A 13273-nucleotide genomic window follows, 5' to 3' on the forward strand; every position below is an offset into this window, starting at 1 on the left:
GACCTACGCCTCAGTGGCCCCCGATCTCCGGATCGGGGGCCACTGTCGTCGGCTGCGGTGTTTGATGTGGGGTGTGCCGATCGACGACAGCAGGCGGATACTCGCGCTGGCGGTGGTGTTGTCCACGCTGGCCGGTTACGTCGACGCGCTGGGATTCATCACGCTCGGCGGGTTCTTCGTCGCGTTCATGAGCGGCAACCTCACCCGGTTCAGTGTCGGGTTCGCAGACGCCGCGTGGGCGCACGCGGCGACGGCTGCCGCGGTGATCGGCATGTTCGTTCTCGGCTGCGCCCTCGGCGCCGTGGTCGTGCACCTGTCCGATCGTCGGCGCCTGCCCGTCCGGACGACGGTGCTCGCTGTCGTGTCGGGACTGCTGATCGTCGGCGCGGTGGCCGCGACTGTCGGGGCGAGCACGGTGGCCGTCGGCGCGATGCTGCTCGCGATGGGCGCCGAGAACTCCTTCTTCCAGCGCGACGGCGAGGTGACCATCGGTCTCACCTACATGACGGGCGCGCTCGTGAAGATGGGACATCGGCTGGCCGGGGCACTGTTCGGCGGGCCGCGGTGGGCGTGGCTACGGCACTTCGCGCTGTGGGCCGGTCTGGTGGTGGGAGCGGTGACGGGCGCCCTCGCGCACCACTGGATCGGGCTCGACGCCCTCTGGTTCGCTGCCGTCCTGTCGGCAGCGCTGACCGTCACCGTCCACCTGAGGATCGACCGCGCTACTCGCCGCCCGCAGTTGTCGTGACCGGGTTGCCTGCGGAGTCGAGGGTCCACCACACGCTGCCGACCGCCTGCCCGAATGCGTCGCCGGGTTCGTTGTCGTCCTTGTAGCGGTACACGGGGCGTCCGTTGACGGTGAGCTGATGGGTGCCGTCCGGCGCCGGGATGGTGTCGATGACGACTTCCTGCAACCCCTGGACCGTCGGGTTCTCGGTGACGGAGGTGACCGGCGGCCACGACTGCAGGCACGTGTCCCGGCACGAACTGGCGCCGGAGCCGACCTCGTCGTTGTCGTACACGTAGACCGTCATGCCACCGTCGTCGACCATCACCTCGCCGAGCGTCGTCGGTCCCATCTTCAGTACGGGTGTGCCGGGCGCGGCTGGCGGGGACGTCGGCGTCGGCGACACCGGGGCGTTGCCGCCCGTGTCGCCGGAATCGGTGCTGTCGTAGGCGCAACTCGAGAAGGTCAGGCTGACGGCGGCGATCGCTGCCAGCGCCCATGTTCGTCTCATGGAGTCCTCGTTCTCTGTGACGGCGAAGTGGCGGGCCTCCGGGGAACCTCTGCGGACCCGTGCATACAGTTCACCTCGAGTTGCGTGCCGGTGCGGGCACTTCGGGCGATGTGACGGGCCCGCACGTGTCGGTATCCGTGATTAGGCTCCTGTGCATGGGCTGGTACACGCCGACCGCACCGTCGCCCGATCTCACCGGCACCCTGGTGTGCGGGTGGTCCGCGCGCACGCAGGGCGAGCATCTGCTGGTGCCGGATGCGTGCATGGACATCCTGTGGATCCGGGGTGTGGGAATCCGCGTGTGCGGTCCCGAAACCACGGCGTGGTCGTTCACGCTGCCGCCGGGCACCGAATCCGTCGGCGTCCGTTTCCGTCCCGGCGCCGCCTCGCATCTGCTGCGGACGTCGGCGGCCGAGGTCCGCAACATCCGGGTCGGTCTCGGGGACGTGCTCGGATCCACGTGGGAACGGACGCTGACCGACCGGCTCGACAATGCGCCCGGTTACGCGGAACGAATCGCCCTGTTCGAGAACGCCGTGCGCGCGTGGCGAAATCGCGGACCGGACGCGGACCCGCTGATCGGCACCGTCCGGCAGGCCCTGGCCCGGCACTCGTGGAACGTGGGCGCGCTCGCCGACGCCGCCTCCGTCACGGAGCGGCAACTGCAGCGGCGATGCAACGACGCGTTCGGATACGGGCCCGCGACCCTCCGCGGCATCCTGCGGCTGCAGCGGTTCATGGCGCTGGCGCAGTCGGGGACGCGGGCCGGGCTCGCCGACCTCGCCGCCACCGCCGGCTACAGCGACCAGGCGCACCTGTCGCGGGAATGCCGGCGGATCTCCTCGCTCACCCCGTCCGACCTCCTCGCCAGTGAGGCCCCCGACTGGCACGGGACGGAATCCGTCGTCGATGTCGGAAATGTTCAAGCCCTCGGGCCCCGGGCGGGAGAAGAATCGGCAGCATGACCTCGACAACCGAAACCCCCGCAGCCCACTACCGAGACCTCGCCGCGAAGTTCACGAAGCGCGTCGAATCCGTGCCCGCCGAACGCTGGGACGACGCGTCCCCGTGTGACGGCTGGACGGCCCGCGACGTCGTGCGGCACGTGATCGACACGCAGCGCTACATCGTCACCGTCGTCGATCTGGAACTGCCGGAACCGCCGTCCGTCGACGACGACCCGGTTGCCGCATGGGCGGCCACGCGCGACGGCATGCAGGAGATCCTGAACGACCCGGCTCTGGTGAGCCGCGAGTACGACGGGCACTTCGGCCGCACCGACCTCGGAAAGACCATCGACAGCTTCTACTGCTTCGACCTGGTCATCCACGGCTGGGACCTCGCCCGGGCCACCGGCCTCGACGAGACCATCCCGGCCGACGACCTGACCTGGGTGGGTGGCGTCGCGGAGCAGATGGGCGAGAGCATCCGCACGGCCGGGGTGTGCGGTCCAGCCGTGGATGTTTCCGCGGACGCCGACGAGCAGACCCGGGTCCTGGCCTTCCTAGGCCGCAAGGCCTGACCCGAGCGCCTGCCCGGTCGCGCTTGTAACCTCGGGTCATGAGCGTGCCGGGCAGGATTGCCGCGCTGACGGCGGTGTCACTGGCCGCGGCGCTGCTGGGCGGTGACGTGGTCGCGGTGGCCGATCCCGAACCCCGGGGCGCGTCCGGTCTGCCGGCGCGTGGCCTCGTCACCTCGGCGCCGCTCGCGTCCGCGGTCATGTTCGCCGGGACCACCGGCGACGCCGCTCCCTCACAGCGGGTTCCGGGTGACGAGTCGAACGGTATGTCGGCCACCAGCCACCGCTTCGACGAGTACCCGTACATGCGGTACGAGGTCCGGTTCGGTCCGGAGCCCGCCGGCACGGACGTGACCTGGCACGGACGTTCGGTGAATCTCGACGACCTCGCGATGCACGTGTGGGACGAGGAGGCGCAGAGCTGGGGTGAGCCGGTCGCGACGGCGCAGGCGTCCGAACCGGGCGGTCCGGTCACCCTGACCACCCGGATCGAGGGCGAGGACTCCGCGCAGATCCTCGTCATCGACGGTCCGCGACGCGACCGGAGTTTCCGCGAGGCCAACGCGACGGCCGATCAGCAGTTCGCCGACCCGAACGCGTACGACTTCGCGCTGCAGCACATCTCCGACACCCAGTACGTCTCGCGGGACCGGCCGGAGGTGTACTTCGACATGACCCGCTGGACCGCCGAGAACGCCGCCGAACGCAAGATCGCCTATTCCATGCACACCGGCGACCTCGTCCAGAGCTGGATTCGCCCGGGCGCACCCGAGTCCCGCGCCCGGCCCGAGTTCGAAGTCGCGGACAAGGCGATGGCGACGCTCGAAGAGGCAGGCATTCCCTACGGCGTCCTGCCCGGCAACCACGACAACCTGTGGAACGTCGGCGGACGACTCATTCCCGGCGAGCACGAGAAGAACCACGCCCTCTACAACGAGTTCTTCGGGCCGTGGCGGTACCGCGACCGGCCGTACTGGGGCGAATCCGTCACGGACACGGACAATTCGGCGCACTACGACCTGCTCGACATCGCCGGCGCGAAATTCCTGATGCTATACATCGGCTACAACCCGCCCGAGCACGTACTGCAGTGGGCCGAGGACGTGCTCGCCGACCACCCGGACCGCAACGTGATGATCGGCAGCCACTACTACCTGGACGAGGACGGCTCGCTGCGCATGAGCGGGTTCGGCGACATCGGTAGCAGTGCGGGACAGCAGATCTGGAACCGGCTCGTCGTTCCCTTCGACACGGTGTTCCTGGTCCTCGCAGGACATGTCGACGGGCAGACGACGGTCACCGACCGGAAGGTGGGCGACACGGACCGGAAGGTCGTGGAGTTGCTCGCCGACTACCAGTACTTCACCGTCGACAGCCGCCGCGAGACCGGGTTCCAGCGACTCCTGCAGTTCGATCTCGACGGCGGAACCCTCGCCGTCACGACGCACTCCCCCACGCTGGACAGCTTCCGGGTGGAGGACTTCGATCCGCAGCGGCGCTACCAGCCGGATGACGGAGACTTCGTCACCGATGTGGAGTTGCGGGCCGACCTGCCGCGCGCCGTCATGCCTACGCCCTGAGATGTAGGCCGATCAGCTGCGCGACGAAGCTGTCCACGTGGAAGTCGCCGGCGATCAGTTCGATGCTGCGGGTGGCGCGGAGGGTCGCCACCCCGTGCAGCTGGGTCCACAGGTTCAACGCGACCACGCGCGGCTCGTCGGAGCCGGTGTCCGCGACGAGTGCGACGACCGTCTCGAACAGAGGTTTCGAGTGTTGCCGCAGGTCCTCGCCCGACCCTTCGAGCAGGTCGTGCCGGAACATCAACTCGAACAGGGTGCGGTGGGCGTCGGCGAAAGAGAGGTACTGCCGTGCCGTCCGCCGCACGCGTGCGAGGGGGTCCGACTCGGACGCGATCGCCGACCGGAGCTCGTCGGCCAGTTCGGCGAATCCCGAGGCGGCGATCGCGGCGAGCAATGCTTTGTGGGTGGGAAAGTACCGTCGCGGCGCGCCGTGCGAGACACCCGCGTGCCGGGCGACGGCGCGCAGCCCGACGGCGTCGATGCCGCCCTGGTCCAGCAATTCGCGGCCACTGTCGATCAGCCGCACGCGCAGGGGTTGCACTTCTCCACTCATGTAGACAGTGTCTATCATTGCGCGAGTAGACAATGTCTACTCGCGCAATGGCGCCCGAGTGAGGAGTTCACCGTGTGGTACTGGATCTTCAAGTACGTGCTGATCGGACCGGTGCTGCGCATGTTCGGGCGGCCCGCGATCGACGGTGCACACCACATCCCGGCGTCGGGTCCGGTGATCCTGGCGAGCAATCACCTCACCGTCGTCGACTCGTTCTTCCTCGTCCTGATGGTGCGCAGGCGCATCACGTTCGTGGCAAAGAGCGAGTACTTCACCGAAAGCGGCACGAAAGGCAGGGCGAAACGCTGGTTCTTCACCGCGGCCGGCCAGGTGCCGATCGACCGATCCGGGGCCTCCGCGGCGGAATCCGCACTGAACACCGCGCGGAAGATCCTGGACGACGGCAAGGTCTGGGGAATCTACCCCGAGGGCACCCGGTCTCCCGACGGCCGACTCCACAAGGGCAAGACCGGAATCGCCCGGGTCGCGCTCGCGACGGGCGCCCCGGTCGTGCCCGTCGCCATGCACGGCACCCGGCAGGTCAACCCCGCCGGATCGCGGATGTGGCGGTTCGGCAAGGTGACGGTGACCGTCGGCGAACCGCTCGACTTCACCCGATTCGCCGAGCTACGCGACAACCGGCACGTCGTCCGGGCCGCGACGGACGAGCTGATGCACGCCCTCATGACACTGTCGGGGCAGGAGTACGTGGACGACTACGCGCTCAGGCGTCCGGCGTAGCGACGGCACGCGTCACGAGATCGGCGACGAGCCGCTCCGTGTCGACCCCCTCGAGCACGCCGGGCAGCGTCAGGTGCTCGACGATGAGCGCATTCATCGCGAGGTAGAGCATCAGCACGGTGCTGCGATCACCGGGCAGTCCCGAGTCGAGGTGAAAACCGATGTCGCGTTCCAGATTCTCGGAGATCGTGCGCGTCAGCGTGGTCCGCAACTCGGGACGCCGGACCGCTTCGAGTCGCAATTCCTGCAACGCGAGATAGCCCGTGCGGTCGCGGGTGATCCTGCCGAACAGCCCCTGCATGTACTCGATCGCGAGCTCGAGATTCTGCGGCTTGCGCCCGCTTTCTTCGACGACCGAGGGGTCGGGACCCATCCGCTCGTGAATCCGCTTGCCGACCTGGTCGAACAGGTCGTCGCGGCTGGCGAAGTAGTTGGATGCCGTCCCCTTGGGGACGTTCGCCTCGACGTCGACGGCGCGGAAGGTGAGGCCGCGCGCACCCTCGCGCGCAAGCACTTCGATCGCGGCGTTCACGAGAGCCGCACGTCGTTCCGGATTCTGCGCCATCGACACTCCTCGACGAAAAGGACTTGCAACCACTTCAGTCATAGTACTACAAATGGAGTTGTTACCGACCACGGGAGGACTCACATGCGAAAGCTCGTCTACTACGCCGCCGCCACCATCGACGGCTTCATCGCCGGCGCCGACGGCTCGGACCCCACCGGCACCATCTTCGAGATCGACGGCGATCACATGCCCGTGATGATCGCCGAGTACCCCGAGACGGTCCCCACCCACATGCGGGCACCGCTGGGAATCGACGCCCCCAACAAACATTTCGACACACTGCTCATGGGCCGCGCCAGTTACCAGCCCGGCCTCGACCTCGGCATGACCAGCCCGTACGCGCATCTGCGGCAGTACGTCTTCTCGACCACGATCACCGAGTCGCCCGACCCGGACGTCGAGATCGTCTCGGGCGATCCGATCGAGAAGGTCCGCGAACTCAAGCGGGAGGACGGCAAGGACATCTGGCTGTGCGGCGGCGGCAAGCTCGCCGCCGCGGTGCAACCCGAGATCGACGAGCTCCGGATCAAGCTCAACCCCGTGGCGATCGGCACCGGCATTCCGTTGTTCGACGGCGAATTCGGCCCTCAGCGGTTCCGGCTGGCCGCGAGCCGCGCCTTCGAGAGCGGGATGATTTTCCTGACGTACGTCCGCCGATAACCGAAGTCACACCCGCCACTCGCGGCAACACGGGCACCTGACGCATGTATTGATTCAATACGTCAGTAATGTTCGAGGCATGCGCGAACGCCGATACTCGTCCACCAGCCCCGAACGCCTGGCCGCAGCCCTGTTCGACGTCGCGGCCGAGTCGGGGCTCGAGGGCGCCAGCGTGCGCGAGGTCGCCAAGAGGGCGGGTGTGTCCATCGGAGCCGTGCAGCACCACTTCTCCACGAAGGACGAGATGTTCGCGTTCGCCCTGCGGACCCTCGTCGACAAACTCCTCGCCCGACTGTCGGAGGTCGAGCGCGGCGGGGATCCCGCCCGGGCCCTGTTCGCCGCGATGTCCCAGTTGCTGCCGCTCGACGAGGCGCGGTCGCGGGAGGCGCACGTCATGGCGGCATTCGCCGTCCGGGCCGCGACCTCCCCGTCGCTCGCCGAGATCCGGCGCAAGACCCTGTTCACCATCCGCACCGGACTGTCCGCCGTGCTCATCGGGATCGGCACCCCGGAGGCGGAAACCCGTGCGGCGCTTCTCCTCGCCACCGTCGACGGCCTTGCCCTCGATGCGATCGGCAGTCCGGCGCTGTACCCGCCGGAGTACCTCGAGCACGCCCTCGACATTCAGATCGGCATGATTCTGCAGGGCGCCGACGTCGTGCCGTCGTCGTCGATCGAACTGGCCAGCTGACCCCTCGGCCGATGTCACATCCGTCTCGTCAGAGTGAACCGCTGTCACATCGGGCGGGGGGCGCGGGGCGGTTCGCGCCCAGCCCGTCCGGCGACCTGCACCTCGGCAACCTGCGGACCGCCGTGCTGGCGTGGCTGTTCGCCCGGTCCACCGGCCGGAAGTTCCTCCTGCGCGTCGAAGACCTCGACCGCGTCCGCGAGGGCGCCCGCGACCGGCAACTGGCCGACCTCGCGGAACTCGGCCTCGACTGGGACGGCGACGTCGTGTCGCAGTCGCACCGACTGTCGCGGTACGACGCTGCCATCGCCGAACTCCACGCCGCCGGCCTCACGTACGAGTGCTTCTGCACGAGAAGAGAAATCCTCAAAGCCGCGTCGGCGCCGCACGCACCGCAGGGCGCGTACCCGGGGACCTGCCGCAACCTGACACCGGACGAACGCGCAGACCGGCTCGCCGGCGGCCGACCCCCCGCGCTGCGGCTGCGCGCCGGCGTCACGTCGTTCACCATCGACGACGTCCTGCACGGCAGCTATTCCGGCATGGTGGACGATCTCGTGCTGCGGCGCGGCGACGGGACACCCGCCTACAACCTCGCCGTGGTCGTCGACGACGCCGCCCAGGGAATCGATCAGGTGGTGCGCGGCGACGACCTGCTCTCGTCCGCGCCCCGCCAGGCCTACCTAGCCGGGCTGCTCGGGTTGACCGCCCCCACCTACGCGCACGTGGCCCTCGCACTCAACGAGGACGGCAAACGGCTCGCGAAACGCGACGGCGCCGTCACGCTCGCCGACCAGAAAGCGTTGGGACGCACCCCGAGCGACGTCCTCGGAGTGCTGGCGACGTCACTCGCGCTCGCGGAACCGGGCGAGGTCGTGGATCTCGGGATACTCCTCGACCGGTTCGACCCGGCCCGCCTGCACCGCGAACCGTGGGTGGTCAGGCTCCCGACGCCGCAGCAATCACCATGATCAGGAAGAACAGGATCCAGCCGACGACGTAGGCGCCGCCGATGGCGATTCCGGCGATCGCAAGTCCGCGGCCCTCCTGCCCGGATTGCTTGATCTGGCCCAGCGCAATGATGCCGAGGATGATGCCGACGATGGAGCCGAGGCCGTAGAAGCATCCGCCGACGATCGACGTGATCAGCGACGCGATCGCGAGACCGTTCGTCCCCAGCGGCCGCGGGTAGGGCGCGCCGTACGGGTTCGGTGCGCCGTACTGCGGGGCGGGACCGCCGTATTGGCCCGAAGCCCCGTACTGGTTGGGCGCGCCGCCGTACTGGTTGGGGGCGCTGTACTGATTCGGGGCGGCATACGGGTTGGGCGTCCCGTACTGCTGGTTCGGCGCCCCGTACTGGTCGCCGCCGTACTGATTCTGATTCGGCGCGGCATACGGATTCGGAGAAGTCCCGTACGCGCCCGGCTGCTGATAGTCGGGGTACTTCTCGGTGGGCGCCGAATAGGTGGGATAACCGGATTCGTCGACCCCGTATCCGTCGCGCGGCAAGCCGGGAACCTCGCCATAAGTGGGTGGTGTTTGCCCGTTGTACGGATTCGAATCGTCCGATCCCCCAGAATTAGTCACGATAACCAGCGTAAAGCATCAAAACCGCAGGAGAAGAAGCAGACCAAAGGGAGGCGAGTAAAGGATTGTCCACGTAGTGTTTATTCGCACTGTCACGCGCGAGCATTCAACTCTTGCTGAGGGGATCACATGACGACTGGTGGATACGACCCTAACGACAAACCTGAAGGTGGTGACCAGGGCGGATACCCCCCGCGGGGCAATCCTCCACCGCCGCCCGGTGGTTATCCGCCGCCCCCGGGGAATTACCCTCCGCCGCCGCAGGGACCGCCGCCCGGCGGATATCCGCCACCGCCGCCCGGCGGAAACTACCCGCCCCCGCCCGGCGGAAACTATCCACCACCTCCCGGCGGAAACTATCCGCCGCCTCCCGGTAATTACCCGCCGCCGCAGGGCAATTACCCGCCGCCCCAGGGACCGCCGCCCGGTGGATATCCGCCGCCTCCGCCGATGTCGGATTACGGCACGCCCGGGCAGACGCCGGGGCAGTTCTCCGTGGGCGACGCGATCGGCTACGGCTGGAACAAATTCAAGGACAACGCGCTCATCTGGATCGGCATCCTGCTGATCGCCGCCATCATCCAGGTGGTGCTGAACCTCGTCTTCGGCGGCTTCAGCACGTCGTCCGACATGAGCGCGGCGTTCTCGGTGTGGCGCATCATCGGCACGATCGTCACGACCATCGTCGGCTATCTGATCAATGCGGCTCTCGTGCGGGGCGCACTGCACGAGGTGGACGGGAACAAGCCGGCGTTCGGTTCGTTCTTCCAGTTCACCAATGTCGGGGCGATCATCATCGCCAGCGTGATCATCGGTGTGGCCGCCACCATCGGTTTCGTCCTGCTCATCATCCCGGGTCTCATCGTCATCTTCCTGACCTGGTGGACGCTGCAGTTCGTCATCGATCAGAACGAGGACGCGATCACCGGCATCAAGTCGAGTTTCCGCGTGATCTCGCAGAACGTCGGCCCGGTGCTGCTGCTGGCCCTCGCTCTCGTCGGCATCAACATCGTCGGTGCACTCCTCTGCGGCGTCGGACTTCTCGTCTCGATCCCGATCACGATCATCGCGTCGACCTACGCGTACCGCGTGCTCACCGGCCGTTACGTCGCGGCCTGACCGCTCGCTCCCACGGGTGAGTGTGCTTCCTGTCCTTCGCGGACGGAAAGTACGCTCACCCGTTTTGCCACTCCCGTCACTCGAGTCACTTCCACCCCTTGCGTAAGGTGCTCAGGCGTCATCCGAGACATTCAGGACTCGAGATTCGAGGGGGAACACATGACTACCGGTGGATTCGATCCAGGCCAGGGACAACAGCCGTTCGGCGGGCAGCAGTACGGGCAACCGCACTACAACGGGGCGGGGCAGCAGCAGTACGGACAGCAGTTCGGCGCACCGCCGCAGTTCGATTCGGCGCAGCAGTTCGGCACCCAGCCGTTCGCGCAGCCGGATCTCGGGTTCGACCCGTCCCGTCCCGGTGAACTTCTTCCCCGCCTCGGCGCACGGGTGATCGACGGCCTGATCGTCGGCATCCCGATGGCCGTGGTCAGCACCGTCCTCGCGCTGGTGCTGGGCAACTTCCTGGGCAGCGTCCTCGGCGCGATCCTCACCGCGGCCGCCGCCGTCGGCTACTTCGTCTTCCTCGAGACGACGAGGGGGCAGACCCTGGGCAAGCAGCTCCTGGGTCTGCGCGTCGAGGGCCCGACCGGCGGACTCCCCACCCAGCAGCAGTCGCTGACCAGGAACGGTTTCTACGTCCTGTCCGCGCTCGGCGGGTTCCCCCTCCTCGGGTTCCTGTTCGGTCTGCTCGGCGTCGTTGCCGCGATCGTCATCGGGGTGACGATCAACGGCAGCCCCACCAAGCAGGGCAAGCACGACGAACTGGCCGGCGGCACGCGCGTCGTTCAGGGCTAGTCCGAACCCGTCCTACCGTGCGGGTGAACGTATCTTTCGTCGCGTCAGATCGGACAAAAGGTACGTTCACCCGTTCCTGATTCGCGCCCTTCCACCTGCAGGTGCTTGGATTGCGGCGTGACAGCCTCAGATCAGCAGACCAAACCAGACGACCACGCGACGTTCGCGCACGTCAGCCGGGGGTACTACCCCACGTTCGTCGCCCTCTTCACCGCGACGCTGCTGATCTCGAATATCTGCGCGACGAAGGGCGTCGCGTTCTTCGCCGATTCGTCGCTGACCATCGGGCCGCTGCAGATCCTGCCCGTCATCACCGACGGCGGCTTCTTCCTGTTCCCGCTCGCCTACATTCTCGGCGACGTCCTCAGCGAGGTGTACGGGTTCAAGTCGACGCGTCGAGCGATCTACCTGGGCTTCGGCGCCCTGATCCTGGCGGCGTTCTGCTTCTGGCTCCTCATCGAGCTGCCGTCCGCCGACTTCTACGAGAACCAGGAGGCGCTGCGGTCCGTCGTCGGCGTCTACCCGCGACTGCTGCTCGCCGGGCTGGCCGGTTACCTCGTCGGGCAGATGCTGAACTCGGTGACGCTGGTCCTGATCAAGGAGCGCACCAAGGAGAAGCACCTGTGGGCGCGGCTCATCGGGTCCACCATCGTCGGTGAGTTCGCCGACACCCTGATCTTCTGCTCCATCGCCGCAGGCGCGATCGGCATCAGCACGTGGAGCGATTTCGTCAACTACGTGATCGTCGGATTCCTGTGGAAGACCCTCGTCGAGGTACTGGTCATGCCGATCACGTACCGCGTCATCGCGTACGTGAAGAAGCGCGAACCCACCTACCAGCTCTGACCCCCACGTGAGTGGGAAAGTGTGCCCGAGGACGCTTTCCCACTCACGTGCTGTAGAAGCGGCCCAGGGTTTCGGCTTTGAACTCGTCGAAGTAGCCGCCCTCGATGCTGGCGCGTATCTGATCGACCAACCGCACGGTGAAGCGTTCGTTGTGGATGGTGCACAACGTGGACGCCAGCATTTCCTTCGCCTTGAACAAATGGTGAATGTAGGCGCTGGTGTAATTCGCGCAGGTGTAGCAATCGCAGTTCTCGTCGATGGGCGTGAAGTCACGACGGAAGCGGCTGGTGTTGATGTTGAACCGGCCGTCCGGGTGGTAGATCGCGGCGTTGCGCGCGACCCGTGACGGATTCACGCAGTCGAACGTGTCCGCGCCGTTCTCGATGGCCACGAAGAAGTCGTCCGGCTCGCTGATGCCGAGCATGTGCCGCGGCTTGTGCTCGGGAAGCTCCTCGTTGCACCAGCGGACGATGGTGCCGAGGTTCTGCTTCTCGAGCGCACCGCCGATGCCGTATCCGTCGAACCCGCGGCCGCTCTCCCCCGTGATCGACTCCAGCCCCCGGCACGCCTGCCTGCGCAGGTCCTCGTACTGCGCGCCCTGCACAACCCCGAACAGCGCCTGGTACGGGCGATGGGCGCGCTCAGCGGTGAGCTTCTCGTGCTCGGCGATGCAGCGCACCGCCCACGCCTGCGTCCGCTCCACCGACTGCTCCTGGTACCCGCGGGTGTTCAGCAGCGTGGTGAGCTCGTCGAACGCGAACATGATGTCGGCGCCGAGCTGGTGCTGGATCTGCATCGACACCTCAGGGGTGAACCGGTGCCGCGACCCGTCCAGGTGCGATTTGAACGTCACACCGTCGTCGTCGACGGTCGCGAGGCGTTCCTTGCCCTTCGCGATGACGTCGTCGGAGCGCACCCCGACCGCTTCCATCGCGAGGACCTTCTTGAACCCGACGCCCAGCGACATGACCTGGAATCCGCCGCTGTCGGTGAACGTCGGGCCGTCCCAGTTCATGAACTTGCCCAGACCGCCGGCCTCGTCGACGATGTCCGGCCCGGGCTGCAGGTACAGGTGGTACGCGTTGGCGAGCAGCGACTGCGCGCCCAGTTCCTTCATGCTCTCCGGCAGCACCGCCTTGACGGTGGCCTTGGTGCCGACGGCCACGAACGACGGCGTCGCGATGTCACCGTGCGGGGTGTGAATGGTTCCGGTACGACCCAGCTGCCCGTCGAGTCGGGTGCCGACGGTGAAGAACGGATCGGGCGGGGTCGGGACTACGGCATTCACGGGGCTATCCAATCACGGGCGACATTTCCGGCGACACATCACTACTTCGTTCGATAGTGGGTACAGAGAGTGAGACGATCCCATCCCTTCG

Annotated in this window: 16 protein-coding genes; 11 read left to right on the top strand and 5 right to left on the bottom strand. The window is 67.2% G+C overall.

Annotated elements, in window-relative coordinates; all coding sequences use genetic code 11:
• The first annotated feature begins 64 nt into the window (after nt 1-64).
• A complete protein-coding gene (locus AC1D1G_RS01425; protein ID WP_283332727.1) occupies nt 65-748 on the top strand; it encodes a YoaK family protein in 684 nt (227 codons plus the stop codon).
• Here AC1D1G_RS01425 and AC1D1G_RS01430 read toward each other — a convergent pair.
• Nucleotides 723-1238 (bottom strand): COG4315 family predicted lipoprotein, encoded by a 516-nt coding sequence (locus tag AC1D1G_RS01430; RefSeq protein ID WP_005248698.1) that lies wholly within the window; start codon nt 1236-1238, stop codon nt 723-725. The genes AC1D1G_RS01425 and AC1D1G_RS01430 overlap by 26 nt on opposite strands.
• Before the next feature lie 155 nt (nt 1239-1393).
• Here AC1D1G_RS01430 and AC1D1G_RS01435 point away from each other — a divergent pair, with 155 nt between their 5' ends.
• The 3 genes from AC1D1G_RS01435 to AC1D1G_RS01445 are packed head-to-tail and all read left to right on the top strand — an operon-like array spanning nt 1394 to nt 4337.
• On the top strand, nt 1394-2203 hold the full coding sequence (locus tag AC1D1G_RS01435; protein WP_283332725.1) for an AraC family transcriptional regulator: 810 nt from the start codon (nt 1394-1396) through the stop codon (nt 2201-2203).
• Nucleotides 2200-2760 carry a TIGR03086 family metal-binding protein gene (locus AC1D1G_RS01440; protein WP_280781798.1) on the top strand — a complete coding sequence of 187 codons (561 nt, stop codon included), beginning with the start codon at nt 2200-2202 and terminating at the stop codon, nt 2758-2760. Before AC1D1G_RS01435 ends, AC1D1G_RS01440 begins: the two co-directional genes overlap by 4 nt.
• Nucleotides 2761-2798: 38 nt before the next feature.
• The gene (locus AC1D1G_RS01445; RefSeq protein ID WP_317569514.1) at nt 2799-4337 is read left to right on the top strand and encodes a metallophosphoesterase; all 1539 of its coding nucleotides are present in this window, start codon (nt 2799-2801) and stop codon (nt 4335-4337) included.
• On the opposite strand, the gene AC1D1G_RS01450 is transcribed toward AC1D1G_RS01445, so the two are convergent.
• Nucleotides 4327-4908: a TetR/AcrR family transcriptional regulator gene (locus AC1D1G_RS01450; RefSeq protein ID WP_283354592.1), complete on the bottom strand. Its 582-nt coding sequence runs from the start codon at nt 4906-4908 to the stop codon at nt 4327-4329. The genes AC1D1G_RS01445 and AC1D1G_RS01450 overlap by 11 nt on opposite strands.
• Before the next feature lie 54 nt (nt 4909-4962).
• On the opposite strand from AC1D1G_RS01450, the gene AC1D1G_RS01455 reads away from it, so the two are divergent.
• The gene (locus AC1D1G_RS01455; protein WP_283354593.1) at nt 4963-5631 is read left to right on the top strand and encodes a lysophospholipid acyltransferase family protein; all 669 of its coding nucleotides are present in this window, start codon (nt 4963-4965) and stop codon (nt 5629-5631) included.
• On the opposite strand, the gene AC1D1G_RS01460 is transcribed toward AC1D1G_RS01455, so the two are convergent.
• Nucleotides 5615-6196: a TetR/AcrR family transcriptional regulator gene (locus tag AC1D1G_RS01460; protein WP_283354594.1), complete on the bottom strand. Its 582-nt coding sequence runs from the start codon at nt 6194-6196 to the stop codon at nt 5615-5617. The genes AC1D1G_RS01455 and AC1D1G_RS01460 overlap by 17 nt on opposite strands.
• Before the next feature lie 84 nt (nt 6197-6280).
• Between AC1D1G_RS01460 and AC1D1G_RS01465 the strand changes: the two genes are divergently transcribed.
• The 3 genes from AC1D1G_RS01465 (at nt 6281) to gluQRS (ending at nt 8518) form a co-directional block, all read left to right on the top strand.
• The gene (locus AC1D1G_RS01465) at nt 6281-6859 is read left to right on the top strand and encodes a dihydrofolate reductase family protein (protein WP_283354595.1); all 579 of its coding nucleotides are present in this window, start codon (nt 6281-6283) and stop codon (nt 6857-6859) included.
• Nucleotides 6860-6938: 79 nt separating this feature from the next.
• The gene (locus AC1D1G_RS01470) at nt 6939-7550 is read left to right on the top strand and encodes a TetR/AcrR family transcriptional regulator (protein WP_011596657.1); all 612 of its coding nucleotides are present in this window, start codon (nt 6939-6941) and stop codon (nt 7548-7550) included.
• A gap of 11 nt (nt 7551-7561) precedes the next feature.
• Complete coding sequence (gluQRS, locus tag AC1D1G_RS01475) at nt 7562-8518, top strand: tRNA glutamyl-Q(34) synthetase GluQRS (protein WP_283354596.1); 957 nt, start codon at nt 7562-7564, stop codon at nt 8516-8518.
• Here gluQRS and AC1D1G_RS01480 read toward each other — a convergent pair.
• Complete coding sequence (locus tag AC1D1G_RS01480; protein WP_280781956.1) at nt 8487-9056, bottom strand: DUF4190 domain-containing protein; 570 nt, start codon at nt 9054-9056, stop codon at nt 8487-8489. The two genes, gluQRS and AC1D1G_RS01480, sit on opposite strands and share 32 nt — an antisense overlap.
• A 207-nt stretch (nt 9057-9263) precedes the next feature.
• Here AC1D1G_RS01480 and AC1D1G_RS01485 point away from each other — a divergent pair, with 207 nt between their 5' ends.
• The 3 genes from AC1D1G_RS01485 to AC1D1G_RS01495 all read left to right on the top strand — a co-directional run bounded on the left by AC1D1G_RS01485 (nt 9264) and on the right by AC1D1G_RS01495 (nt 11894).
• Nucleotides 9264-10253, top strand: coding sequence for a hypothetical protein (locus AC1D1G_RS01485; protein ID WP_477950704.1), 990 nt, complete (start codon nt 9264-9266; stop codon nt 10251-10253).
• Nucleotides 10254-10412: 159 nt separating this feature from the next.
• Nucleotides 10413-11048: an RDD family protein gene (locus AC1D1G_RS01490; protein ID WP_477950706.1), complete on the top strand. Its 636-nt coding sequence runs from the start codon at nt 10413-10415 to the stop codon at nt 11046-11048.
• Between the two features lie 117 nt (nt 11049-11165).
• A complete protein-coding gene (locus AC1D1G_RS01495) occupies nt 11166-11894 on the top strand; it encodes a queuosine precursor transporter (protein WP_005248717.1) in 729 nt (242 codons plus the stop codon).
• Nucleotides 11895-11937: 43 nt separating this feature from the next.
• Here AC1D1G_RS01495 and tgt read toward each other — a convergent pair whose 3' ends face one another.
• Nucleotides 11938-13182, bottom strand: coding sequence for a tRNA guanosine(34) transglycosylase Tgt (tgt, locus tag AC1D1G_RS01500; protein WP_477950708.1), 1245 nt, complete (start codon nt 13180-13182; stop codon nt 11938-11940).
• Nucleotides 13183-13273: the final 91 nt, after the last annotated feature.

It is taken from the genome of Rhodococcus sp. P3_B8, assembly GCF_056402775.1.